Origin of the sequence: Amycolatopsis sp. NPDC057786 (genome assembly GCF_042797905.1) — a bacterium.
Lineage (GTDB): Bacteria > Actinomycetota > Actinomycetes > Mycobacteriales > Pseudonocardiaceae > Amycolatopsis.
Window position 1 is genome coordinate 39,876 of the sequence record NZ_JBHVKW010000007.1, and the last position, 24,258, is coordinate 64,133.

Consider the following 24,258-nt stretch of genomic DNA (forward strand, 5'->3'; position numbering starts at 1 on the left):
ACCGGATCTTTCTCGTCACCCCACCCCCCGCTTCCTGAGCGGGGTGTCTCCGGCCGCGCGGCGTTCCAGCCGCCCGGCCGATCCGTGCTGCACTGAAGCACCCCGCGTCGTCGACGTCCTTTCCGACAGACACAGACGCAGGAGCGTTTCCCCATGTCCGTTGCCGTACCCACGCGCGCCCGATCGTCGGCCGCGCTCGTCCTCGCCGGAGTCCTCTGGGGGACCGGCGGCCTCGCCGGATCCCTGCTCGCGTCCCGCGCGGGACTCCATCCACTGAGCGTCGCCGCGTACCGGCTGCTCATCGGCGGCGTGATCGCCACCGGCTATCTCTGGCTCACCGGGAGCCTCCGCGGCTTCCCCCGCACCCCTGAGGTCCGTCGCCGCCTGCTCGCCGTCGGCGGCCTGTTCGCGCTCTTCCAGACCAGCTACTTCGCCGCGGTCTCACTGAGTTCCGTGAGCGTCGCGACGATGACCACCATCGGCAGCGCACCCGTCCTGCTCGCCGTCGCGACGGCCGTCAGGACCCGCCGCCTGCCCGGAGCGTGGACGGCGGTGTCCGTGGCCGGGTCCCTCGTCGGGCTCGCCCTGCTGCAGTGGACGCCCGGACAAGAGGTCGACGTGGCAGGGGTGCTGTTCGCCCTGCTCGCGGCAGCCGGGTTCGCCGCGCTGACACTGGTCACCGCGACCCGTGTGGAAGGGCTCGATCCCTTGCCCACCACGGCTTTCGGCTGCCTGATCGGCGGTGCCGCGCTCGCCCCCGCCGCGCTGTGGTTCGGGATGGCGGTGCCGGTTCAGGCCGACGTGCTCGCGCTCGTCGTCTACTTCGGCGTCGTGCCGACGGCGCTGGCGTACGCCGCGTACTTCCGCGGTCTCGAAAGCGCGCATCCCGTACTGGCCGCGTTGTCCGCCCTGCTCGAACCGTTGACCGCCGCGCTCCTGTCGATGGCCGTGCTCGGGGAACGGCTCGGCGCCGTGGGCTGGTGCGGCGCGGTGGTGCTGATCGCCGCGCTCACGGTCGCGTACTCGAAACCCTAGAGCGGCAACGTCCGGCCGAGGATCGCGAACGGCCGCGGATCCCCGGCGAAGTGGTAATCCCGCAGCACGTCGACGAAACCGACCCGCCGGTACAGGTTCCAGGCCCGGCTGGTGCCTTCCGGTGTGGAAAGGAGGACATGGGCGCTGGGCACGCCGTCGAGCAGCCGTCGCAGGAGGTCCTCGCCGATCCGCTTCCCCTGGCTTTCGGGGCTGACGTGGATCTCGGTGAGCTCGAAGTAGTCGGACATCCAGTGCTCGGCGGCGGCCGGGCCCTCACGCCGGGTCAGGCCGTGGCGGACCTGTTCGTGCCACCACTGGCCGCCGCGGCCCTTGTAGCCGTAGGCGAGCCCGAGCAGGACGCCGTCCGCGTCGAGCGCGGCCATGCAGCGCCAGCCTTCGCGCAGCGCGTGCGTGAGCCACATCGGCGCGCGTTGCTCCGCCGTGCCTTCGGGGTAGCGCATGGCGTTGACGTAGATGGTCAGCGCCTCGGGGAGCCGGGCGCGGAACTCGTCCGCGGACAGCTGGACGTAACGGGTGCATTCCGAGGACATCGCGGTCACGGGCGCCCATCCTGCCCGTCGCCCGCGACGTCCGCGGGAGTGCCCCCGGTCAGCGCGACGAGGCCGTCGAAGGTCGTGGGGTACACCGACTTCGGATGCCCGGCGGCGGCCCAGACGACCTCGTGGGCGCGTAGCGCGGTGTCGACGAGGGTGGTCAACGCCTTCGGGTGACCGACCGGGGCGACGCCGCCGATCGGCTGCCCGGTGTGCGCGCGGACGAACTCCGCGTCCGCCTTGCCGATCTCGTCGGCACCGGTCAGCGAGGCCAGCAGCGCGGTGTCGGCGCGGTGCGCGCCCGAGGTCAGTACGAGCAGGGCCGTTTCGGTGTCGCCGGTGCGGCCGCGGAAGACGAGGCTGTTCGCGATCGCGCCGACCTCGACTCCGAGCGCTTCGGCGGCCTGCGCGGCCGTGCGGACTTCGGCGGGGAGGATCCGGATCCCGTCGGCGGCGGCGTGCTGGCCCGCCTCGGCGAGCGCGGCCGCGACCTTGGCCACCGAGGGATGACCGGACCGGTCGATGGTGCTCATACGCCTATGAGATCACGTGGCCGATGCCGTGTCGCGCACCACATGCGGCGATCACCCCGGTACGGGGTTGAGGAATGGGGCACTTCGGGGTTACATTGGAGTTGTTCGAACAGACGTTCGACATTCGGTGAGCGCGCACCGGTAGGTGCCCGGCGCGGGGGCGGGGGAAGCGCCTCGGCGCCGGGCACAGGCAGGCGCTCACGTACAGGAGGAGGGTCGTCATGTCCGTTTCGGTCGTGTCCCCCGACGAAGCCGAGAGGCCGGGGGGCACCACGCAGCCCGCCCTGCCGATGTCGTTGCGCCCGCCGGCACCACCCGCGGCGGTCTCCTTGTACGCACAGGCGAGGCGGGGGCTCGCCGAAGCAGAGCGTGAAAGCGATCCCGCGGAGCGGTTCATCGGGGCGTATCTCGCCGCGCTGCGGGGCGCGGCGGCGGTACTGGAGGCCCGCGGCCGTCCGCACCGGGGCCGTGCCCGGCCGGCGAGCGGCTGGGTGCTGCTCGACTCCGTCGCCCCCGAGCTCAAGGAATGGGCGGCGTTCTTCGCGGCCAATTCGGCGACGCGGGCCGCCGCGCAGGCGGGCATCACCGGAAAGGTCACCGTCGAGCTGGCGGACGAGTTGACCAGGGCCGCCACGGTGTTCTTGGAGCTGGTGCGACGGGTGGTGCACGGCCTGCCGATGGGTGACTCGGCGTATGTGGCTTAGCAGCCTGCTGGCGGAGCCGCGGTTTGTCCGGAAAGCGCCTTTACCGCCTTCGTGACTTGAAAGACCAGGTCGCGCCCTGCCGACGCGGGTTCACCTAATTCGACAGAGTCACCATGAGAGGGGGTGCCCGATGGCCGGGCAGGCCATGATCGACCAGGGCAGGTTCCTGGAGGTGATCGGCGCCGAAACCGAGTTGATGGCCCAGGTGGCGCACACCGCGTCCGCCGACGCGCCGGTCCCGACCTGCCCTGGCTGGACGCTCGGCGAGGTCCTCAGGCATGTCGGCAGCGTGTACCGGGTCACCCGCCGCTGGATCACCGACGGGCGGCGTCCCGAGCACTGGCAGCGCAAACCGGGGCCGGGACAGAGCCTGGAGGAGTACTTCCGGGAGGGCCGGGAGGAACTCGTCGCCGAACTGTCCGCGCACGACCCGGACGAACTGGCGCCGACCTGGTGGCCGGCGGACCGCAGCTACGGGTTCTGGCGGCGGCGGATGGCGCACGAGACGACGATCCACCGGATCGACGCGGAGAGCGCGGCAGGCAGGGACGTGTCGGAGATCCCCGAAGACGTGGCACTCGACGGGATCGACGAGGCACTGGTGCTCTGGTTCGGCCAGCGGTTGCCGTTGCTGGGACTGTCCGGCACCAAGACCGGCTCGGTCGGCGTGCGCACCGCGGGCCACACCTGGATCGCCAGGGCGGGGCCCACGGAAACGGTCGCCTGGCGATGCTCGGCCGAGGAGGCGCAGCGCGCGGACGACCTGGTCACCGGGAAGCCGGACAAGATCTATCGCTGGCTCTGGGGCCGGGCGGGTCCGACGGCGGTGACGATCAGCGGAGACCAGGACATGGCGGGACAACTCTGGGCCCTTCTGCGGCTCGCGACCCGATGACCGGTCGGTGGGGAAGCCAAACCGGTCAGAAGTGTCGGGGAGCTGGAGATGTGCTTGAGCGCCCCGACGTCGATCGCGGACGCGGGTTCACCTGAGACACACAGAAAATGTCAGGGGTGCCGTCTAGGTTCACCGGTGTGGCAGCACAGCTGGTGAACCTGGTCTTCGACTCGGCCCTTCCCAGAGATCTGGCGGGTTTCTGGGAAGGGCTGTTCAGCTGGGACGCCCCGTTCCAGCCGGCGTTCCGCTCCGAGGTGAGCCCCAAACGGGGCAAGAACCGGCTGCACCTGGATCTGACGAGCCGTTCGCCCGGGCACCAGGCCGAGCTGGTGGACCGTGCGCTGTCCCTCGGCGCACGGCATATCGACATCGGCCAGGGCCCGCCGGAGGAGAAACGGGTGCCGTGGGTGGTGCTCGCGGACCCCGAGGGCAACGAGTTCTGCGTCCTCGAGCCACGCGAGCACTACGAGGGCGCAGGCGCGATCGCGTCGGTCGTCACCGACGCCCTCGATCCACAGCGGCTCGCGCGCTTCTGGGCGGCCGCCCTGGGCTGGGAGGTCGGCGTCCGGGAAGAGACGATCGTCGGCCTGCGGCCACCGGACGGCCGCGGCCCGTGGATCGAGTTCCTCGCCACGCGAGAGGAGAAACGGCACAGCAACCGGTTGAGGTTCGAGATCGCGCCACGGCGAGGCAAGAGCCGGGCGGCCGAGGTCCGGCGCCTGCGGGAGCTGGGCGCGTCAGGGCAGCGTGGCGACGCGATGGTGGATCCGGAGGGCAACGAATTCAGCGTGCTTTCTCCCCGCTGAGTGTTTCGCCGGGGTTGCGCGGTGGCGTCGAACGCTGACCTGAGCGAAACACCCGCGCCGTGGGCAGGCAACAACCGGCCGGGACCGTGGAGTCATGGAGACCTATCGAGCCCGGCCCACCCTGGTCCATCCCGGCGAAGAGACCGCGGCCGCGTCGGCCTGGCGTGTCCGGATCCGCGTGGACGACCGGCCCGGCACCCTGGCCAGGATCGCGATCCGGCTCGCCGACCTCGAATGCAACATCCTCGGGCTGTCGGTGCTCCCGGTCCCCGGCGGGGTGCTCGACGAGATCGTCCTGCGGCCTGCCACCGGTCTGCCGCGCCAACTGCTCATCGACGCGATCCGCGACGAAGGGTGCGAATGCTCCGCCGTCATCGACGCGGATCTGGCCGAACTGGTCGACCCTGCCACCGCGACGCTCACCGCGGCCAAGAGGGCCGTCGAGGAGCCCGGCGGCCTCGCGGAAGTACTCCGCGGCGTCCTCGCCGCCGACGTCGTCACCAAGGTCCCGTCGATCGAGGCGAACCCGGCCCGCACGGAAGGCGGGCACCGCGCGGTGTTCCCGACCGGGGACGGCGCCGCGTTCGTCGCGCGCCGCCGGTGGTCGCCGTTCGTCGAACTGGAACTGAGCCGCGCCGTCGCGCTGATCGGCCTGAGCACCGCCGTCCGCGACAACGTGACCGGTCCGATCGTGCTCGACCGGGCCGACGGCGCCGCGATCGTCCTGCGCAAGGGCGTCCCCGGTGACGCGGAAGCGGTGTCCGCGCTGCACCAGAGATGCTCGATGACGACGCTCTTCCACCGCTATCACACCGGAATGCGTGCCGTGCCGCGTCGCTGGCTGCACCGGCTCCTGATGCCGCCGCGCGGGATCAGCCTGCTCGCGGTCTGCGGCCGGGACGTGATCGGTCTCGGCCAGCTGATCCCGGCCGCCGACGGCGGCGCGGCCGAAGTCTCGCTCCTGGTCGAGGATTCCTGGCAGCGCCAAGGCATCGGCACGGCTTTGCTCGCCCGGCTCGCCACTCTCGCCGTGGCTAAGGGGGAGCGCGAACTCACCGCTGTCTGCTTGCCCGGCGACGACTCCCTCTACCGGACCGCCGCTCGCGTGGGGCTCCGGCCCGAACGCGCCCCCGGCGACCCCGGCACCCTGCGCTTCGCGCTCCCCAACCCACGCATTTAGTCCTCTGAACGCGGTAGTTCGGGTTACCAACCACCGCATTCAGAGGACCAAACGCGGGAGTGGGTCAGCGGTTCCAGAACCAGTCTTTGCCGCGGGCCTCGCCCAGCGCGCGCTTCTTGCGTTCGGGGGTGAGCCGCTCCAGGTAGAGCTTGCCGTCGAGGTGGTCGGTCTCGTGCTGCAGGCACTGGGCGAGCACGTCGACACCTTCGACCTCGACCGGCTCGTTGCGCAGGTCGACACCGCGCACCACGGCGTGCTTCGCGCGGACGACCGGGAACCACAGTTCCGGCACGGACAGGCAGCCCTCGCCGATCTCGTGTGTCTCTTCGGACAGCTCGACGATCTCGGGGTTGATCACGTACCCGCTCAGCCCGCCGACGTCGTAGCTGAACACCCGCAGCCCGACCCCGATCTGCGGCGCCGCGAGACCCGCGCGCCCGGCCGGTTTCACCCCGTCCATCAGATCGGTCACCAGCGACTCGATCTTCTTGTCGAATGTCGTGACCGGGTCGCATACGGTCTTGAGCACGGGATCCCCGAAATAGCGCAGGTCGCGCATCACCATGGTCGAACGTCCTTCTCCGCAGGGCTGAGCGGTGATTCTAGGCCCGCAGGCGCAGACCCTTGGGAGTCGCCCGGAAACCCGCCTCCTGGAGGACGGCCGAAAGCTCCGAGGTGAGCGCCACCTCGCCGTCGGCCTTCTGCACCGCGAGCTGTCCCAGCCAGCCTTCCCGCACCGCCGTGGAAAGCGCCCTGGCGGCCGAGCGCAACCTGTCCTGATCTTCGGTGAAGCTCAGCAGCGACCGGCCGCCTCGTTCGACGTACATCGCCGGGACGCCGTCCACGAGCACCGCCAGCGCACCCGCTTTCCTTGCCGGACGGTGCTTCGTGTCGCCCGTCGCGGCGGGCCAAGGCAACGCGGCGCCGTAGGGCTGGGCCGGGTCGGCGGCGGCGAGGACGACGGCGCCTTCCGCGGTGGTGCGCTGGTTCCCGGACTGCGCGCGCAGCCTGTCGACGGCGCCCTTCGCCGCGAACTGCGCCGCGCCGAGCCCTTCGACCACATACCCGCGGACGACCTGCCCCGAGTCCTCCATGCCGCGCAAAACCTTGTAGATCCCCGAAAAACCGCCCGTCACCCGCTCGGTGTCGAGGGCGCCGCGGGTGAGGACACCGTGCCGTTCCAGGAAGGCTTCCGTCCGCGCCAGCGCGCGCCTGGTCGGATCCGCCTCCCGCCCAGGGGTCAGCGCCCAGCGGCCGGCCACCGTCGGCGGCCCGGTGCGCGAAGGCATCGCCGGCCGCCCGGCGCGAAGCCGCGCGTACCGGCCGCGAGGAGCCTGCCGCCGTGGCTTGTGCGCCGCACCGGAACCGGAGACCTGCGCCCGCAGCGGGCCCAGCGTGTCCCCGGTGACCAGGCCCGCCCACACGAGATCCCACAGCGCAGCCACGACTTCACCGTCGTTGGGCGGGGTTTCGACCAACGGCGACACCCGGTCCACGAGCTGACGGAAGAACTGCGCTCCACCCTCCAAAGTGGACAGAATGGCCTCGTGGAGCGGGCCGGAGGGCAGATCGTCGTCGAGATCCGGCAACAGCAGATCGGCGACGTCCGTGGGCGCGAGCGCCAGCCACCCGTCCCCGCCGGACAGGGATCCGCAACCGCACCAGGTGACCTCGCCCGCCGTGGTGAGTTCGTCCAGCAGCGACGGGGTGTAGCCGGGCAGCCTGCTCGGCAGGATCAGCGACTCGACCGCGCTCGCCGGGAGCGGGGCACCGGCCAGCTGCTCGACCACGGACAGTACGTCGTCCGCCGTCGGCGCCGACCGCACTCGCGCCCCGATGCCGTGCCACGAAGGCAGGAACCGCCCCAGCGCGGCCGGTTCGACCGGCTCGACCTCGGCCCGCAGCCGGGCCAGCGACGCCCGCCGGAGCCTGCGCAGCACCGACGCGTCACAGAACTCCATCCCGACGCCGTGGGTCTCCGGATGTCCGACGGGGCTCAGCTCGCCCCGGACCAGCCTGCCCTGCGCGGTCAGCCTGTCCAGCACGCCGGTGACCACGGCCGTCCCGAGGCCGAACCGCTCGGCCGCCTGCCGGGCGCTGAACGGGCCGCGGCTGCGTGAATAGCGCGACAGCAGGTCGCCGACGGGATCTTCGACCGGTTCGGTGAACGCCTCCGGTACCCCGACGGGCAGCGCGGTGCCGAGCGCGTCCCGTACCCGGCCGGCGTCCTCGATGGCGATGAAGCGTTCACCACCGCCGATACGGACCCGGATCACCCGCCGCGCGGCCTCCAGTTCCTCCAGCCATTCCCGCTGGATGCCACGCGCCGCGGCTTCCTCGATCGAGAGATCGCCGAGGAACCGCAACAGATCCGCGGCTTCTTCGGCGTTGCGGGCGTGCCTGTCCGGATCGAGGCGTTGCAACGAGCGCTCGACTTCGGCGACGACCTCGGCGTCCAGCAACTCCCGGATCGCCTCGGTGCCGAGCAATTCGGCCAGCAGCGTCGAATCCAGCGCCAGCGCCGCCGCGCGTCGTTCCGCGAGCGGGGCGTCGGTCTCGTACAGGAACATCCCGACGTAGCCGAAGAGCAGGCTGCGCGCGAACGGTGACGCCGACGGCGTCTCGACCTCGACCAGCTTGACCTTGCGGGACCGGACGTCGGTCATCAGCTCGCGCAGCCCGCCGACGTCGTACACGTCCTGCAGGACTTCCCGCATCGCCTCCAGCACCACCGGGAACCGCTCGTACTTGGCCGCGACCGAAAGGAGCTGCGACGCGCGTTGCCGCTGCTGCCACAGCGGCGTACGGCGGCGCGGATCCCGGCGGGGGAGCAGCAGCGACCGCGCCGCGCATTCCCGGAACCGCGCGGCGAACAGTGCCGAGCCGCCGACCTCGGCGACGATCAGCTGCTCGACCTCTTCCGGATCGAGCAGTACGTCCTCGACGCCGATGGTGACCTCGGCACCCTCCATGTCCAGCGCCTCGGGCAGCCGCAGCACGATGCCGTCGTCGGAATGCGCGACCTGGGCGTCGACCCCGCGGTTCTCCCGCAGGCGGGCCGCGATCGCGAGCGCCCACGGCGCGTTGACCTGAGCGCCGAACGGCGAGTGCAGGATGACCCGCCAGTCACCCAGCTCGTCGCGAAACCGTTCCAGCAGCACGGTTTTGTCGTTCGGCACATGCCGTGTGGCCGACTTCTGCTCGTCCAGATATGCCAGCAGGTTGTCGCAGGCGTACTCGTCCAGCCCGGCGACGGCGGCGCGTTCCCTGGCCGCCGACGGCTCCGAAGTGGACAGTTCGCGGACGAACGCGCCCAGCGCCCGCCCCAGTTCCAGCGGACGGCCGGGGGCGTCGCCCTTCCAGAACGGCATCCGGGCGGGCTCACCCGGAGCGGGGACCACGATCACGCGGTCGTGGGTGATGTCGGTGACCCGCCAGGAGGAGGTGCCGAGCAGGATCGTGTCCCCGACGCGGGACTCGTAGACCATCTCCTCGTCGAGCTCACCCACGCGCGACCCCGGTTTGCCGTCGGAACCCGGCGTCATCACGGTGAACAGGCCGCGGTCGGGGATCGTGCCGCCGGAGGTCACCGCCAGCCGCTGCGAGCCCGGACGGCCGTGCAGTTCGCCGGTGACCCGGTCCCAGGTGATCCGGGCTCGCAGCTCGCCGAACTCCTCACTGGGGTACCGGCCGGCGAGCATGTCGAGCACGGCCAGCAACGCGTCGTCGGGAAGGGACGCGAACGGCGCCGCCCGCCGGGCGAGGGCGGCCAGCTCGTCGACCGTCCACGATTCGAGCGCCACCATCGCCACGACCTGCTGCGCGAGCACGTCCAGCGGGTTCCGCGGGTACCGCACCGCCTCGATCGCCCCGGACGCCATCCGTTCCGCGACCACCGCACAGGAGACGAGGTCACCCCGGAACTTCGGGAACATCACCCCGCTCGACACGGCGCCGACCTGGTGCCCGGCCCGGCCGACCCGCTGCAGTCCCGATGCCACCGTCGGCGGTGCCTCGATCTGCACGACGAGATCGACGGCGCCCATGTCGATGCCCAGCTCCAAGGAGGACGTCGCCACGACGCACGCCAGCCGCCCGGACTTGAGCTCCTCTTCCACCTGGGTGCGCTGCTCGCGCGACATCGAGCCGTGGTGCGCCCGCGCGATCACCGGCGCCGCCCCGGTGGTGAGCCCGGACTGGCCGATCGCCTCGGCCGGATACCGCTGATCCGGCTCCAATTCGGCCTGCTCCGCGACGAGTTCGTTGAGCCGCGCGGTCATCCGCTCGGTGAGCCGTCGCGAGTTGGCGAACACGATCGTCGACCGATGCGCCTGGATCAGTTCGAGGACCCGCTCCTCCACCGCGGGCCAGATCGACGGCCGCCGCGGCGCGCCGTCGATGTCCTCCAGCGAACCGGGGAGCCGTGCGAGGCCGGCGTCGAGGTCTTCGTTCTGCTTCGGTCCCTGCGGACCGTCGAGATCGGCCATGTCCTCGACCGGGACCTCGACGCGGACCTCGATCGTCTTCGCGAGCTTCGGCTGGACGATGGTGACCGGCCTGCCGCCCGCCAGGAAGGAGGCGACCTCGTCGATCGGCCGGACCGTCGCCGACAGCCCGATCCGCTGGGCGGGCTTTTCGAGAAGCGCGTCGAGCCGCTCCAGCGACAGGGCCAGATGCGCCCCGCGTTTGCCGCCCGCGACCGCGTGGACCTCGTCGATGATCACCGTCTCCACGCCGCGCAGCGAATCGCGGGCGGAGGAGGTGAGGATCAGGAACAGCGACTCCGGCGTGGTGACCAGCACGTCCGGCGGTGTCTTGCCGAACGAGCGCCGCTCGGCCGCGGTGGTGTCGCCCGTCCGCATGCCGACGCCGATGTCCGGGACCGGCAGCCCGAGCCGCCGCGACGCCTGCGAGATACCCGCCAGCGGTGCCCGCAGGTTGCGCTGGACGTCGACCGCCAGCGCCTTGAGCGGAGAGACGTAGAGGACGCGGCAGCGTTTCTTCGGCTCGGACGGCGGCGGCTCGACCGACAGCCTGTCCAGCGCCCAGAGGAAGGCCGACAACGTCTTGCCCGATCCGGTGGGGGCCACGACCAGCGCGTGTTCCCCCGCGTGCGCGGCACGCCACGCGCCCTCCTGCGCGCGGGTGGGCGCGGCGAAGGCCCCGGTGAACCAGTCCCTGGTCGCGGGGGAGAAGAGGTCGAGTACGTGTGCCACGCCCTCCATACTGCGCCGGACCACCGACAGTTTCGCTCCGAGGGCTGTGACGAGGCACCCGGTCGGGGACGAGTTCGGCGGGTTCCGCACGTGCGGTGACCTCGCTCATGGGAGCATCACCGCCAGCGCGACCGGATCAGTGCTGGGGCGGTCGCCGTTCGTCTGTGAAGGGGTATGAGCTGTGCGGATCCTGTCGGTGGACCTCGGGACGTCCAACACCGTGGCCGTCCTTTCGGCGCACGGGAGGCCTCCGCGTGTGGTCGAAGTCGACGGTTCGGCCAACATGCCGTCCGCGGTGTTCGCCACCGAGGACGGCACGATCATGGTCGGCCGCGACGCCGAGCGCCGCGCCCGCCTCGACCCGACCCGCTTCGAGCCCAATCCCAAACGCCGCATCGACGAGCAGACGCTCCTGCTGGGCACCGACGTCATCCCGGTCAGCGAGGTGCTGGCCGCGATCCTGCGCCGCGTCCTCGACGAGACCACCCGCCAGCTCGGCGGGGACCTGCCCGACGAGGTCCGGCTCACCCACCCCGCGCAGTGGGGCCCGACCCGCCGCAACGTGCTGCTGTCCGCCGCCCGGCTCGCCGGGATGGGCGGCAACCTGGTGCTCGTCCCCGAGCCGGTCGCCGCGGCCGCGCATTTCGCGTCGTTCCCCGGCAAGACGCTCGCGCCAGGCCAGGCGCTCGCCGTGTACGACCTCGGCGCCGGCACCTTCGACGTCGCGATCGTCGGCGCCACCCCGAACGGCGGCTTCACCGTCGTCGCCGAAGACGGCCTCCCCGACCTCGGCGGACTCGACGTCGACCAGGCGCTCCTGGTGCACGTCGGCCGCGAGGTCTCGCACAAGGATCCCCAGCGCTGGCAGCGAGTCCTGCGGCCCGAGTCCACTCCGGACCGCCGTACGCGGCGCGCGCTGCAGGAGGACGTGAAGGCGGCGAAGGAGGCCCTCTCACGGCACCCGCAGACCGAGGTCCCGATGCCGGAACCGTTCGAGGACGTCCTCGTCACGCGAGGCGAACTCGAAGCGCTGGTGCGGCCCTCGATGCTGCGCAGTGTCGAGCTGATGTCGCGGGTGGTCCGCTCGGCCGGGATGACCCCGGACCGGCTCGCCGGTATCTACCTCGTCGGCGGTTCGAGCCGTCTCCCGCTGGTCGGCAGCCTGATCGCGGAGAAGCTCGGCGTCGTCCCCGGCAGCCTGGACCAGCCCGAGACCGCGGTCGCGCTCGGTGCCCAGCACGTCGCCTCCGACGGCATCAGCTCGCGCACGCAGGGCGTCGAAGGGCAGGTCGCCGCGGGAACCGGCGCGCATCAGGTCGGGCCCGGCGCGTCGGGACCGTACGCGCCGCCGCCGCAGCAGGTCGCGTCGATCCCAGGGTATTCGGGCGGCAGCCCCGGCCAGTCCGGCGGTTTCCCCCAGTCGGGTTACCCGAACAGTGGTCCGCAGCAGGTGCAGCAGCCCGCTCCGACGAATTTCCCGACGTACTCGCTGGCCGGCCAGGCCTCCGGCGACAAGGCGCCCGCGAGTAAGAAGAAGCCGCTCGTCATCGGCGCCATCGTGGCCGTCGTCGTGCTGCTCGCCGCCGGGCTCACGTACTTCCTGACGTCCTCTCCGGTGGAGACCTACACGGCCGACGAATGCAAGGTGCCCGCCGCGGCCGACGACAAGGGCCTCACCGGCTGCCTGCGCCAGCTCGCCGGGAAGATCGCCGACACCGGCGACTGCAAACCCGGGATGGGCAACGGGCCGGCGAAACCGGCGGAGGATCTCGGCGTGACGTCGACCTGCTCCGCCCCGGGACGCGCCGGGACCCAGGTGACCTACCTGCAGAGCGATTCCGCGGACAAGCTGAAGGCCTACACCGACGGGCTGCTCAAATCGGCCGGTGGAGACCGCACCGAGGCCAAGTGGGCGGGCAACGCCCTGGAAGGCCAGTACTCCTCGGCCGCCGGGCGGAACGCCGCCGTACTGGTGTTCACCGTGACCGACCGGCCGCTGGTCGGCTTCATCTACCAGGTCCCGGCCGAAGGCCAGAACCCGACGCCGGGCGAGCTCGCCGACTACTTCGAAAAGAGCGTCCAGCCGGGCGAGTAGGCCTCTTTTCGCGGGCGCGGGCTAGAATCCGGCCGATGCGTATCACGGTCTTCCGGCGGCTGATGGCCGACGAATTCGGTCCCGGACGTGCGGAAACCCTCGCCAGGGATCACGTCTTCGGCGAACTCGGGGGCCGGACCGTCGAACAGGCCCTCGACGCGGGAACCTCCGCCAAGGACGTCTGGCGGGCGGTCTGCGAAGCCTTCGAGATCCCGCCGGAGCGGCGCTGACCTCGGCGAACGGGCAAGAACTCCAGCACGTCGGCGTGTCGGTCGCGGCCTCGAACACACGTTCGTCTAGGGTGTTGTCCACAACGGGGTCAGCGATCCACAGCTTGGGCGCGAGGCCTGGAATTGTCGGTGGTCGCCCGTAGCGTCGGACCCGACAGCTCAGAACTGAAACAAGCCCTACCCGGCTCAACCAACGAGGTGGACTCCATGGCACCAGCAGCACCCGACAAGGACAAGGCGCTCGAACTGGCCCTCGCCCAGATCGACAAGCAGTACGGCAAGGGCTCGGTCATGCGGCTCGGCGAAGAGGGCCGTGCCCCGATCGCCGTCATTCCCACCGGTGCCATCGCGCTCGACGTCGCGCTCGGGATCGGCGGCCTGCCTCGCGGCCGGGTCATCGAGATCTACGGTCCGGAGTCCTCCGGTAAGACCACCGTCGCGCTGCACGCGGTCGCCAACGCGCAGAAGAACGGCGGCATCGCCGCGTTCATCGACGCGGAGCACGCGCTGGACCCGGAGTACGCCAAGAAGCTCGGCGTCGACACCGACGCGCTGCTGGTCTCCCAGCCGGACACCGGTGAGCAGGCGCTCGAGATCGCGGACATGCTGATCCGCTCCGGCGCGCTCGACATCCTGGTCATCGACTCGGTCGCCGCGCTCGTGCCGCGCGCCGAGATCGAGGGTGAGATGGGTGACAACCACGTCGGTCTCCAGGCCCGGCTGATGAGCCAGGCGCTGCGGAAGATGACCGGTGCGATGAACAACTCCGGCACCACCGCGATCTTCATCAACCAGCTGCGCGAGAAGATCGGCGTCATGTTCGGCTCCCCGGAGACCACGACCGGTGGTAAGGCGCTGAAGTTCTACGCGTCGGTCCGCCTGGACGTCCGCCGGATCGAGACGCTGAAGGACGGCGGCGAGCCCGTCGGCAACCGCACCCGTGTCAAGGTCGTGAAGAACAAGGTCGCGCCGCCCTTCAAACAGGCCGAGTTCGACATCCTCTACGGCAAGGGTGTCTCCCGCGAGGGTTCGTTGATCGACATGGGTGTCGACCAGGGCATCCTGCGCAAGTCCGGTGCCTGGTACACCTACGAGGGCGACCAGCTGGGCCAGGGCAAGGAGAACGCCCGGAAGTTCCTGCTGGACAACCCGGACATCGCCAACGAGATCGAGAAGCGCATCAAGGAGAAGCTCGGCATCGGTGCCGTCGTCGACGCCGAAGCCGCCCCCGCGCCGGTCGACTTCTGAGTTTTCCGAGCCCCGCCAGGGGTGAAGTCACCGATCGATCGTTTCGACTGGAGTGATGGCTGAATGCGTGCGCCCAAAGTGGATCCGGCGGAGCTGCCGCCGGACGAGCGGAGGAAGAAGGCCAAGGAGATCTGCTTCGATCTCCTGGCCGCGCGCCCGCGTTCAACGGACGAACTGCGTCAGGCCCTCAAGCGCAAGGGCTTCGACGAGGAGACGACGGAGACCCTGCTCGGTAAGCTGGACAAGGCAGGGCTCATCAACGACGCCGAGTTCGCCGAGATGTGGGTGCGTTCCCGTCATGCCAACATGGGCCTGGCACGGAACGCCCTCGTAGCCGAACTCAAACGCAAAGGAATCGATGGGGATATCGCCGTCCAGGCCGCCGAAGAGGTGGACCGAGAGGCAGAGGAGCAGCGCGCCCGAGAGCTGGTACGGAAGCGCATGCGCTCCTTGGGCAACGTCGACGAACAGACGGCGATCCGCCGCCTGCTGGGCTTCCTCGCCCGCAAGGGCTATCCCCAGGGGCTGGCCTACACCGTGATCCGCGACGAACTCCGCGAGTTCGGCGCCGAGTCGGCGCTGCTGGACGACGCCACCCTCGACTGAGCTTCCTCACCCGAGCCGCTCACCGGCCGGCGGGCACACGTGCCCGCGCGGCCGGTTTTGCGTTCCCGGACGGCGGTCGCGAGTGGCTTTCGGGTTATCGAGGGGTAAGGCAATCGCGTCTGGTGGAGTGGGCGGTCCGCGCTCGCGGCTCCGTCGGTGTTCGTGTCGCGAAAGCCACTTTGGGGACATCACACGTCTCGAAAGTGGCTTTCGCGACACACCACTTGCTCACCCTCGATAGAACCCGAACGCGATGCACGATCGCGGTGGCTACGGGCTGCTCCCTGCCGTCACGGGGCAGCCTGGGCCGAGTGTCCCCATGTCGCTTTTGAGACACTGGGCGTCTCGAATGCGACATGGGGAACCCCTCGCGCAGCCTCCGACCAGCACCGATGTGACCGATCAGGAATCGAGAAGCGCCGGAAGCCCGCCCGGAAATAGCGTTACCGGCATGAACTTCATCGACGCCATCACCCTCGAAGTGGCCGACACCGAGGCCGCCGAACGCTTCTACACCACCGCCTTCGGGCTCGGCTCCGAGCTGCGGCTGCGGGCTTCGCAGGAGCCGTCCACCGGCTTCCGCGGCTACACCCTCTCCCTCACGGTTTCCCAGCCCGCCAACGCCGACGCGCTCATCGACGCCGCCGTCGCCGCCGGGGCGACCGTGATCAAGCCCGCCACGAAGTCGATGTGGGGTTACGGCGGCACCGTGCGGGCTCCGGACGGCGCGATCTGGAAGATCGCCACCTCGGCGAAGAAGAACACCGCGCCGGCCGCCCGTGAATTCGACGCCATCGTGTTGCTGCTGGGTGTCGCCGACGTGGCCGCGAGCAAGAAGTTCTACGTCGAGCACGGCCTCACCGTGGGCAAGAGCTTCGGCCGCGTGTACGTCGAGTTCGAATCCGGCTCAAGCCCCGTGAAGCTGGCGCTGTACAAGCGCAAGGCTCTGGCCAAGGACGCCGGAGTGTCTCCGGAGGGCACCGGCTCACACCGCATCGCGATCTGCGGCGCCGCCCCGTTCACCGACCTCGACGGGTTCGTCTGGGAGACCTCGGCTCTCGCCGCCCAGTCCTGATGTGCCACTACCGGATGCCCCCGCTCGCCGCTTACCAAGGAGAAACCGCCATGAGCACCACGTACGAAGGATTCACGGCCGAAGAGAAGGCCGCGATGAAGGAACACGCCCAGGACATGAAGAAGGCGGCCCGCCGCGGTTCCGCCGCCGACAAAGCGGCGGCGGCCGAGCAGGACGTGGTCGCGAAGATCGCCGAGATGCCCGATGAGGATCGGGCGCTGGCCGAGCTGGTCCACACCGTCGTGAAGGCGAACGCCCCGATGCTCGCGCCGAAACTCTGGTACGGGCAGCCCGCCTACGCGCTGGACGGCAAGATCGTCTGCTTCTTCCAGGCGGCGGCCAAGTTCAAGACGCGGTACGCGACGCTCGGCTTCAACGAGGCCGCTCGGCTGGACGACGGCGAGATGTGGGCGACGGCCTTCGCGCTGACTGGCGTCACCCCCGCGGTGGAGAAGCGCATCGCCGCGCTGGTGAAGCAAGCCGTCAGCTGAGCCGCCGCAGGCGATGCCCGGCAGCCGGCCCTCGGGAGGGTGTTGCGAAAGCCACTTTCGCAACATACAACGTTGCGAAAGTGGCTTTCGCAACGTCCTTCCCGCCAAGCCTCCCCACACCACGAGTGGCAGCCTGCTTTACCGCGTGATTGGCCACTCGCGAGACAGCGGCGAAACCCTAGGCTCGGGTGATCACTGGGAGGCCCACATGATCACCATCGCTCCGCTGGAGCCCGAAGACCGCGAAGCCTGGGAACACCTGTTCCGCGCGTACATCGCCTTCTACGAACGTGTCGCGCCCCAAGAGGTCTACGACCGGGCCTGGCACGAATTCCGGACCGGGGAGCGGATGCACGCGTTCGGTGCCCACCTGGGCGGCGAGCTCGTCGGGATCACGCATTTCCTGGTGCATCCCAGCACTTCCGCGCTCACCGACGTCTGTTACCTGCAAGATCTGTTCACCGCGCCGGAAGCCAGGGGCAAGGGGGTCGCGCGGGCGTTGATCGAGGCTGTCGCGGACTGGGCGCGTGATCGTGACTGCGGCAGGGTCTACTGGCACACCAAGGAATCCAACGCCACCGCGCGCCGCCTGTACGACCAGGTCGCGGTCAACCGGGGCTTCATCCAGTACCAGCTGCCGCTCTGAAAACAGTGAGGGCCACCCGGCGCGCGAGTGGCCCTCACAATAAGGATCAGAGCTTCGAAGCCTCCGCCGCGAAGGCTTCGATCTTCCCGAAGTCCTTGGCCGCCAAGGCGTCCTTCGGCGTCAGCCACGAACCACCGATGCAGCCCACATTGGACAGTGCGAGATAGTCCGGCGCGGTCTTCACGGTGATCCCGCCGGTCGGGCAGAACTTGAGCCCGGGCAGCGGCCCGCCGATCGACTTCAGGTACGCCACGCCGCCACTGGCCTCGGCGGGGAAGAACTTCAGCGCGGTCAGCCCGCGTTCGGCCAGCCGCATCGCCTCGGACACCGTGCTCGCGCCCGGCAGGAACGGGAGCCCGGTCTCGAACGCGGCGTCCAGCACGGCGTCCGTGCAGCCCGGGGTCACCAGGAACTTCGCGCCGGCGTCGGCGGCCTGCTTGGCGTGCTCGGGCGCGGTGACCGTCCCGGCGCCGATGACGATCTCCGGGACCTCCGCGGCGATCCGCTCGATCGAGGCGAGTGCCGCCGGGGTGCGCAGGGTCAGCTCGATCACGCCGATCCCGCCCGCGAGCAGGGCCCGCGCGGTGGGCACGGCGTCGTCGGCGTCGTCGAGCACGACGACGGGCATCACGGGGGACAGACCGAGCAGGTCGGCGCCGGTGGTCACTGGGTTACCTCCACAGGGGTCAACGTGTGCGCCGGAGCGCCGAAGTGTTCCGGCGTGAGCGGTCCGAACACGCTCGCGCCCTGATCGGCGGGGCCGACCGCGCGGCGCAGCGCCGCGAACAGCTCCCGGCCGGTGCCGGTCCAGGATGCCTCCGAAGGCGGGGAATCCACCAGTTCACGGCGGGCGAGTTCTTCGTCACCCACGAGGACGTCGAGCGTCCCGGCCCTGGCGTCGAGGCGGACGACGTCGCCGTCGGCGATCCGTGCGATCGGGCCTCCCGCCGCGGCTTCCGGGGTCACCTGGATCGCCGCCGGGATCTTCCCGGACGCGCCCGACATCCGGCCGTCGGTGAGCAACGCCACCTGGTGCCCGCGGTCCATCAGCACCCCGAGCGCCGGGGTGAGCCCGTGCAGCTCCGGCATCCCGTTGGCCTGAGGGCCCTGCTGCCGGATGACCACGACGACGTCGCGATCCAGCTCGCCAGCCTCGAAAGCGGTCTTGAAGGACTTCTGGTCGGTGAACACCCGCGCCGGGGCCTGGACGATCCGGTGCTCCGGCGCCACCGCGGACACCTTGATCACCGCGCGGCCGAGGTTGCCCGCGACCATCCGCAGCCCACCGTCGGAAGCGAACGGCCGCCACACGGGACGCAGCACGTCCTCGTCGAGGCTGCGCGTCGGGACGTCACGCCAGACCAGTTCGCCCTCGGAAAGGATCGGCTCCTGCCGGTAGCGGTGCAGGCCCGGTCCGGCGACGGTCTGGACGTCCTCGTGCAGCAGGCCCGCGTCGAGCAGGGTGCCGACCAGGAACTGGATACCCCCGGCGGCGTGGAAATGGTTGATGTCCGCGCTGCCGTTCGGGTACACGCGGGCCAGCAAGGGGATCGCTGCCGACAGGTCGGAGAAGTCGTCCCACGTCAGCTGGATGCCCGCCGCGGCGGCGATCGCGACGAGGTGCATCGTGTGGTTGGTCGAGCCGCCGGTGGCGAGCAGCGCGATGACACCGTTGACGACGGCCTTCTCGTCGATCACGCGCGAGACCGGCGTGTACTCCTCGCCCCGCGAAAGCTTCACGACGCGGCGTCCGGCCTCTTCGGTGAGCGCCTTCCGTAGAGTCGAGTTCGGCTGCACGAAGCTGGCGCCCGGCAGGTGCAGGCCCATCACCTCGACGACCATCTGGTTCGAGTTGGCGGTGCCGTAGAAGGTGCACGTGCCCGCCGAGTGGTACGAAGCCGCTTCGGCGTCCAGCAGGTCTTCGCGGGTCGCCTTGCCCTCGGCGTAGAGCTGGCGCACGCGCGCCTTCTCCTTGTTCGGCAGGCCTGAGTTCATCGGCCCGGCGGGCACCAGGATCGCCGGGAGGTGCCCGAAGGACAGCGCCCCGATGAGCAGGCCGGGCACGATCTTGTCGCAGACGCCGAGCAGCAGTGCCGCGTCGAACATGTCGTGGGAGAGCGCGATCGCGGTCGACATCGCGATCACCTCGCGGCTGAACAGCGAGAGCTCCATCCCCGGACGGCCCTGGGTGACGCCGTCGCACATCGCGGGCACGCCGCCGGCGAACTGGGCCACCCCGCCCGCCTGACGGACCGAGCCCTTCAGCATCGCGGGGTACTCCTGCATCGGCTGATGCGCCGAAAGCATGTCGTTGTAGGACGAGACGATCGCGACGCCCGGTGCCCGCGCGGCGCGCAGTGCCGCTTTGTCGGCACCTTCCATCGCGGCGAAGCCGTGGGCGAGGTTGCTGCAGTCGAGACCTCGCCGCACCGGCCCTTCTTCGTGGGCGGCGGCGACGCGCTCGAGGTACGCGGCGCGGGTCTCGGCGCTGCGGGCGGCGATGCGTTCGGTGACTTCGGCGATGATGGGGTGGACGTTCGGGGCGGTGCTCATTGTCCGGCTCCGGATCACTGGTCGTGGTGGTCCGCGGGACGGCAACGCTGACGTCGCTGGGTCGTGACAGTGGCCACAGTACCTCGGGGGAAAGCGCGAATCAAAATCGATACAGAAGATCGACTCGCGTGACCTCCGTCACGTCACTAGGTTCCACTGTGCTACTTGTCACATTGCACAACGCGCGGCAGAGTCGAGACGGCGAGGAATCGCTGGCCTTCGAAGGCTCAAGCGGCCAACCGAACCGACCATCGGGAGGTACCGATGTCCACCACAGAGATCGCCGAGCTTCGGCGAGCCATCGGTCAGTTGAGGCAGTGCGTCGGCGCGCTGCGATCCCGATACGGCGACGCCTCGGCGGTACGACGCCTGGCGAACGACGTCGAGCGGCTCGACATCGACGCGACCGACCTCGACACGACCCCGAACGCGGTGCCCGCGCAGGCGAAGGCCGCCGATCGTGTCCAGGTTCCCGACACGCCCTACGACCCGGCGCTGTGGCAAGGCGCCGATGACGAAGGCGTCGGCGGCTACAAGCGCGACCAGCGGTGAGCGCCCCCGCCGGCAACGAGGCCGGACGGGGTACGGGGGTCCGCGCGCCGTCGCGGGCCCGGATCGCCGAAAAAACGCTGCGCACCGACCGGTGGTGGCTGTCCCCGCTGCTGACCGTCCTCGGCCTCTCCGCCTTCATCATCTACGCGACGATCAGGTCCTTCGTGCGCACCGCCTACTGGGTGCCCGAATACCACTACCTGACGCCGTTCTACTCACCCTGCGTCTCGGAATCCTGCGTCGAAGGCTCCCGGCATTTCGGGGCCTGGATCGGCGAACTGCCGGGCTTCATCCCGCTCGGTTTCCTGGTCCTGCCGTTCCTGCTGGGCTTCCGGCTGACCTGCTACTACTACCGCAAGGCCTACTACCGGGCCGTCTGGTTCTCTCCGCCCGCCTGCGCGGTCGCCGAACCGCACGCGAAGTACACCGGTGAGACGCGGCTGCCGCTGATCATCCAGAACGCCCACCGCTACTTCTTCTACGTCGCCGTGGTCGTCTCGCTGGTCAACACCTACGACGCGATCACCGCGTTCCACGGCAAGACCGGCGGATTCGGTTTCGGGCTCGGCAACATCGTGCTGACCGGCAACGTGATCCTGTTGTGGGCCTACACGTTGTCGTGCCACTCGTGCCGTCACGTGACCGGCGGCAGGCTCAAGCACTTCTCGAAACATCCGGTCCGCTACTGGATCTGGACGCAGATCACGAAGCTCAACACCCGGCACATGGCGCTGGCGTGGACGACGCTCGGCACGCTCGTGCTGACCGACCTCTACGTGATGCTCGTGGCGAGCGGCGCCATTTCGGATCTGCGGTTCATCAACTAGCGGCGCGGGAATCTCCCGTCCCCGGCGACAAGCTTTGAGGTGGCTCTTTTCATGACCGAGGTCGAACGGCTCAACTACGACGTGGTGGTGATCGGTGCCGGCGGTGCCGGTCTCCGCGCGGTCATCGAAGCCCGCGAACGCGGCTTCAGCGTCGCGGTGGTGTGCAAATCGCTCTTCGGCAAGGCGCATACGGTGATGGCCGAAGGCGGCTGCGCGGCGTCGATGGGCAACGCGAACTCGAACGACAACTGGCAGGTGCACTTCCGCGACACCATGCGTGGCGGGAAGTTCCTCAACAACTGGCGGATGGCCGAACTCCACGCCAAGGAGGCGCCGGACCGGGTCTGGGAACTGGAGACCTACGGCGCGCTGTTCGACCGCACCGCCGACGGCCGGATCAGCCAGCGCAACTTCGGCGGGCACACGTACCCGCGGCTGGCGCACGTCGGCGACCGCACCGGGCTCGAACTGATCCGCACGATGCAGCAGAAAATCGTTTCGCTGCAACAAGAGGACTTCAAGGAGACCGGTGACTACGAGGCGAGGATCAAGGTCTTCGCCGAATGCACGATCACCGAACTGCTGACCGACGACGGCCGGATCTCCGGTGCCTTCGGGTACTGGCGCGAGAGCGGCCGGTTCATCCTGTTCGAGTCGCCGGCGGTGGTGCTGGCGACCGGCGGTATCGGGAAGTCGTTCAAGGTCACCTCGAACTCGTGGGAGTACACCGGTGACGGGCACGCGCTGGCGCTGCGGGCCGGGGCGACGCTCATCAACATGGAATTCGTCCAGTTCCACCCGACCGGCATGGTCTGGCCGCCGAGTGTGAAGGGGATCCTGGTCACCGAAGGCGTCCGAGGCGACGGCGGCGTCCTCAAGAACACCGAGGACAAGCGGTTCATGTTCGAGTACGTCCCCGACGTGTTCAAGGGGCAGTACGCGGACAGCGAGGAGGAGGCCGACCGCTGGTACACCGACCAGGAGAAGAACCGCCGCACGCCGGATCTGCTGCCGCGTGACGAGGTGGCCAGGGCGATCAACTCCGAGGTCAAGGCCGGCCGCGGATCGCCGCACGGCGGGGTCTTCCTCGACATCGCCAGCAGGCTGCCAGCGGAGGAGATACGCAAACGGCTGCCGTCGATGTACCACCAGTTCAAGGAACTCGCCGACGTCGACATCACGAAGGAACCGATGGAGGTCGGTCCCACCTGTCACTACGTGATGGGCGGGATCGAGGTCGATCCGGACACCGCGTCGTCGAGCGTGCCAGGGCTGTTCGCCGCGGGCGAGTGCTCCGGCGGGATGCACGGCTCGAACCGGCTCGGCGGCAACTCGCTTTCGGATCTGCTGGTCTTCGGCCGTCGTGCGGGCCTCGGCGCCGCGTCGTACGTGTCGGAACTGAAGGACCGCCCCAAGGTCAGTCAGTCCGATGTGGACGCCGCCGCGGCGATGGCGCTCGCGCCGTTCGACCCGCCGGGTGACGGCGTCGAGGAGAACCAGTACAGCCTGCACACCGAGTTGCAGCAGTCGATGAACGATCTGGTCGGCATCATCCGCAAGGCGGAGGAGATCGAGCGGGCGCTGGAGAAACTCGGGGAACTGCGCGAGCGGATCAAGCGGGTCACCGTCGAAGGGCACCGGCAGTTCAACCCCGGCTGGCATCTCGCCGTCGACCTGCGGAACATGCTGATGGTCAGCGAATGCGTGGCGCGGGCCGCGTTGCTGCGGACCGAGAGCCGGGGCGGGCATACCCGCGACGACCACCCGGGCATGGACGCCCAGTGGCGCAACAAACTCCTGGTCTGTTCGGCCTCGCCGGGCGACAACCCGGTGGTGCCGGAGATCGGCATCGAGGTCAAGGAACAGACCCCGCTGCGACAGGACCTGCTGGAGCTTTTCGAACTGTCCGAGCTGGGGAAGTACTACACCGACGAAGAACTGGCCTCGCACCCCGGGAGTCCGGCATGAGCTACAAGGCGAGTTTCCGGGTCTGGCGCGGTGACGCTGACTCCGGTGAGCTGAAGGACTACAGCGTCGAGGTCAACGAGGGCGAGGTCGTCCTCGACATCATCCACCGGTTGCAGGCCACCCAGGCTTCGGATCTGGCGGTGCGGTGGAACTGCAAGGCGGGCAAATGCGGTTCGTGCTCGGCGGAGATCAACGGCAAGCCGCGGCTGCTGTGCATGACCCGGATGTCGACCTTCACCGAGGACGAGGTCATCACCGTGACGCCGATGCGGACGTTCCCGGTGATCCGCGACCTGGTGACCGACGTGTCGTTCAACTACACCAAGGCCCGCGAGATCCCGTCGTTCACGCCGCCCCCTGACCTCAAGCCGGGGGAGTACCGGATGCAGCAGGTGGACGTCGAGCGCTCGCAGGAGTTCCGCAAGTGCATCGAGTGCTTCCTGTGCCAGAACACCTGCCACGTGGTGCGTGACCACGAGGAGAACAAGGAGGCCTTCGCCGGGCCCCGGTACCTGATGCGGATCGCCGAACTCGAAATGCATCCCCTCGACGTCGCCGACCGGCGTGACGAGGCGCAGGAGGAGCACGGGCTCGGGTACTGCAACATCACCAAGTGCTGCTCGGACGTGTGCCCGGAGGGCATCCACATCACCGACAACGCGCTGATCCCGATGAAGGAACGCGTCGCGGACCGGAAGTACGACCCCATCGTGTGGCTGGGGAACAAGCTGTTCCGGCGGGACAAGTAGTCGTTCCTCGTGAGTGGTGAGGACGGTTCTAATCGTCCTCACCACTCACGAGCTTTTATTCGTTTGCCCCCACTCACTTGCCTGTCGCACACTTACGCGCACACCGACCAAGGAGGACGCATGGCTTGTCCTTTGCTTTGCATGGAAGAGAAACACGGCTCCACGCCGCCGTCCTAACCGGACGTCGCATACGTGGAGCCGCCCATCGGGAAACCGATCCGGGCGGTTTTTCTTTGGTGAACCCTGATTTCTGGAACGAAGCAGTCCGGTGCGCGGTGCGCGCCGGACTGTGTTC

At 69.5% G+C, this 24,258-nt stretch carries 22 protein-coding genes; 16 read left to right on the forward strand and 6 right to left on the reverse strand.

Annotation, left to right across the window (positions count from 1 at the left end; translation table 11 throughout):
* Positions 1-153 precede the first annotated feature (153 nt).
* Positions 154-1,035, forward strand: a complete 882-nt coding sequence (locus ACFVM3_RS07175) for a DMT family transporter (RefSeq protein ID WP_378436440.1) — start codon at positions 154-156, stop codon at positions 1,033-1,035.
* Here the strand turns inward: ACFVM3_RS07175 and ACFVM3_RS07180 are convergent.
* A complete protein-coding gene (locus tag ACFVM3_RS07180) occupies positions 1,032-1,595 on the reverse strand; it encodes a GNAT family N-acetyltransferase (protein ID WP_378436442.1) in 564 nt (187 codons plus the stop codon). The genes ACFVM3_RS07175 and ACFVM3_RS07180 overlap by 4 nt on opposite strands.
* Positions 1,592-2,122 carry a YbaK/EbsC family protein gene (locus tag ACFVM3_RS07185; RefSeq protein WP_378436444.1) on the reverse strand — a complete coding sequence of 177 codons (531 nt, stop codon included), beginning with the start codon at positions 2,120-2,122 and terminating at the stop codon, positions 1,592-1,594. The genes ACFVM3_RS07180 and ACFVM3_RS07185 overlap by 4 nt, the downstream gene beginning before the upstream one ends.
* Positions 2,123-2,343: 221 nt before the next feature.
* On the opposite strand from ACFVM3_RS07185, the gene ACFVM3_RS07190 reads away from it, so the two are divergent.
* The 4 genes from ACFVM3_RS07190 (at position 2,344) to ACFVM3_RS07205 (ending at position 5,707) form a co-directional block, all read left to right on the forward strand.
* Positions 2,344-2,826: an SAV_6107 family HEPN domain-containing protein gene (locus ACFVM3_RS07190; protein ID WP_378436446.1), complete on the forward strand. Its 483-nt coding sequence runs from the start codon at positions 2,344-2,346 to the stop codon at positions 2,824-2,826.
* Positions 2,827-2,956: 130 nt separating this feature from the next.
* Positions 2,957-3,721 (forward strand): maleylpyruvate isomerase family mycothiol-dependent enzyme, encoded by a 765-nt coding sequence (locus ACFVM3_RS07195; protein WP_378436447.1) that lies wholly within the window; start codon positions 2,957-2,959, stop codon positions 3,719-3,721.
* 137 nt (positions 3,722-3,858) lie between these two features.
* A complete protein-coding gene (locus ACFVM3_RS07200) occupies positions 3,859-4,527 on the forward strand; it encodes a VOC family protein (RefSeq protein ID WP_378436449.1) in 669 nt (222 codons plus the stop codon).
* 94 nt (positions 4,528-4,621) lie between these two features.
* On the forward strand, positions 4,622-5,707 hold the full coding sequence (locus ACFVM3_RS07205; RefSeq protein WP_378436451.1) for a GNAT family N-acetyltransferase: 1,086 nt from the start codon (positions 4,622-4,624) through the stop codon (positions 5,705-5,707).
* 64 nt (positions 5,708-5,771) lie between these two features.
* Here ACFVM3_RS07205 and def read toward each other — a convergent pair whose 3' ends face one another.
* Together def and ACFVM3_RS07215 are read right to left on the reverse strand one after the other, a co-directional pair.
* Positions 5,772-6,272: a peptide deformylase gene (gene def, locus ACFVM3_RS07210; protein ID WP_037343240.1), complete on the reverse strand. Its 501-nt coding sequence runs from the start codon at positions 6,270-6,272 to the stop codon at positions 5,772-5,774.
* Between the two features lie 37 nt (positions 6,273-6,309).
* Entirely contained in the window at positions 6,310-10,932 is a 4,623-nt protein-coding gene (locus ACFVM3_RS07215; protein WP_378436608.1) for an ATP-dependent helicase, read from the reverse strand.
* Between the two features lie 172 nt (positions 10,933-11,104).
* Here ACFVM3_RS07215 and ACFVM3_RS07220 point away from each other — a divergent pair, with 172 nt between their 5' ends.
* The 7 genes from ACFVM3_RS07220 (at position 11,105) to ACFVM3_RS07250 (ending at position 17,314) form a co-directional block, all read left to right on the forward strand.
* The gene (locus ACFVM3_RS07220; RefSeq protein ID WP_378436453.1) at positions 11,105-13,018 is read left to right on the forward strand and encodes an Hsp70 family protein; all 1,914 of its coding nucleotides are present in this window, start codon (positions 11,105-11,107) and stop codon (positions 13,016-13,018) included.
* Between the two features lie 35 nt (positions 13,019-13,053).
* On the forward strand, positions 13,054-13,248 hold the full coding sequence (locus tag ACFVM3_RS07225; RefSeq protein ID WP_126734939.1) for a DUF3046 domain-containing protein: 195 nt from the start codon (positions 13,054-13,056) through the stop codon (positions 13,246-13,248).
* A gap of 207 nt (positions 13,249-13,455) precedes the next feature.
* Positions 13,456-14,496, forward strand: a complete 1,041-nt coding sequence (recA, locus tag ACFVM3_RS07230) for a recombinase RecA (protein ID WP_020637646.1) — start codon at positions 13,456-13,458, stop codon at positions 14,494-14,496.
* Between the two features lie 78 nt (positions 14,497-14,574).
* Positions 14,575-15,102 carry a regulatory protein RecX gene (locus ACFVM3_RS07235; RefSeq protein ID WP_219154001.1) on the forward strand — a complete coding sequence of 176 codons (528 nt, stop codon included), beginning with the start codon at positions 14,575-14,577 and terminating at the stop codon, positions 15,100-15,102.
* A gap of 451 nt (positions 15,103-15,553) precedes the next feature.
* Entirely contained in the window at positions 15,554-16,177 is a 624-nt protein-coding gene (locus ACFVM3_RS07240) for a glyoxalase (RefSeq protein ID WP_126734937.1), read from the forward strand.
* A gap of 50 nt (positions 16,178-16,227) precedes the next feature.
* Entirely contained in the window at positions 16,228-16,668 is a 441-nt protein-coding gene (locus tag ACFVM3_RS07245; protein ID WP_378436455.1) for an iron chaperone, read from the forward strand.
* A 208-nt stretch (positions 16,669-16,876) separates the two neighbouring features.
* The gene (locus tag ACFVM3_RS07250) at positions 16,877-17,314 is read left to right on the forward strand and encodes a GNAT family N-acetyltransferase (protein WP_378436457.1); all 438 of its coding nucleotides are present in this window, start codon (positions 16,877-16,879) and stop codon (positions 17,312-17,314) included.
* Between the two features lie 46 nt (positions 17,315-17,360).
* Here ACFVM3_RS07250 and eda read toward each other — a convergent pair whose 3' ends face one another.
* Together eda and edd are read right to left on the reverse strand one after the other, a co-directional pair.
* Positions 17,361-17,981, reverse strand: coding sequence for a bifunctional 4-hydroxy-2-oxoglutarate aldolase/2-dehydro-3-deoxy-phosphogluconate aldolase (gene eda, locus ACFVM3_RS07255; RefSeq protein WP_378344314.1), 621 nt, complete (start codon positions 17,979-17,981; stop codon positions 17,361-17,363).
* Positions 17,978-19,867, reverse strand: coding sequence for a phosphogluconate dehydratase (gene edd, locus ACFVM3_RS07260; protein WP_378436459.1), 1,890 nt, complete (start codon positions 19,865-19,867; stop codon positions 17,978-17,980). Before edd ends, eda begins: the two co-directional genes overlap by 4 nt.
* 264 nt (positions 19,868-20,131) lie before the next feature.
* Between edd and ACFVM3_RS07265 the strand changes: the two genes are divergently transcribed.
* From ACFVM3_RS07265 to ACFVM3_RS07280, 4 genes are read left to right on the forward strand one after another with little or no spacing between them, the layout of a single operon-like run.
* Positions 20,132-20,419 carry a hypothetical protein gene (locus ACFVM3_RS07265; protein ID WP_016332714.1) on the forward strand — a complete coding sequence of 96 codons (288 nt, stop codon included), beginning with the start codon at positions 20,132-20,134 and terminating at the stop codon, positions 20,417-20,419.
* Positions 20,416-21,246, forward strand: coding sequence for a hypothetical protein (locus ACFVM3_RS07270; protein WP_125675711.1), 831 nt, complete (start codon positions 20,416-20,418; stop codon positions 21,244-21,246). The genes ACFVM3_RS07265 and ACFVM3_RS07270 overlap by 4 nt, the downstream gene beginning before the upstream one ends.
* Before the next feature lie 51 nt (positions 21,247-21,297).
* Positions 21,298-23,214 carry a fumarate reductase/succinate dehydrogenase flavoprotein subunit gene (locus ACFVM3_RS07275; RefSeq protein ID WP_378436461.1) on the forward strand — a complete coding sequence of 639 codons (1,917 nt, stop codon included), beginning with the start codon at positions 21,298-21,300 and terminating at the stop codon, positions 23,212-23,214.
* Positions 23,211-23,963: a succinate dehydrogenase/fumarate reductase iron-sulfur subunit gene (locus ACFVM3_RS07280; RefSeq protein WP_125675707.1), complete on the forward strand. Its 753-nt coding sequence runs from the start codon at positions 23,211-23,213 to the stop codon at positions 23,961-23,963. Before ACFVM3_RS07275 ends, ACFVM3_RS07280 begins: the two co-directional genes overlap by 4 nt.
* The last annotated feature ends 295 nt before the right edge of the window (positions 23,964-24,258 follow it).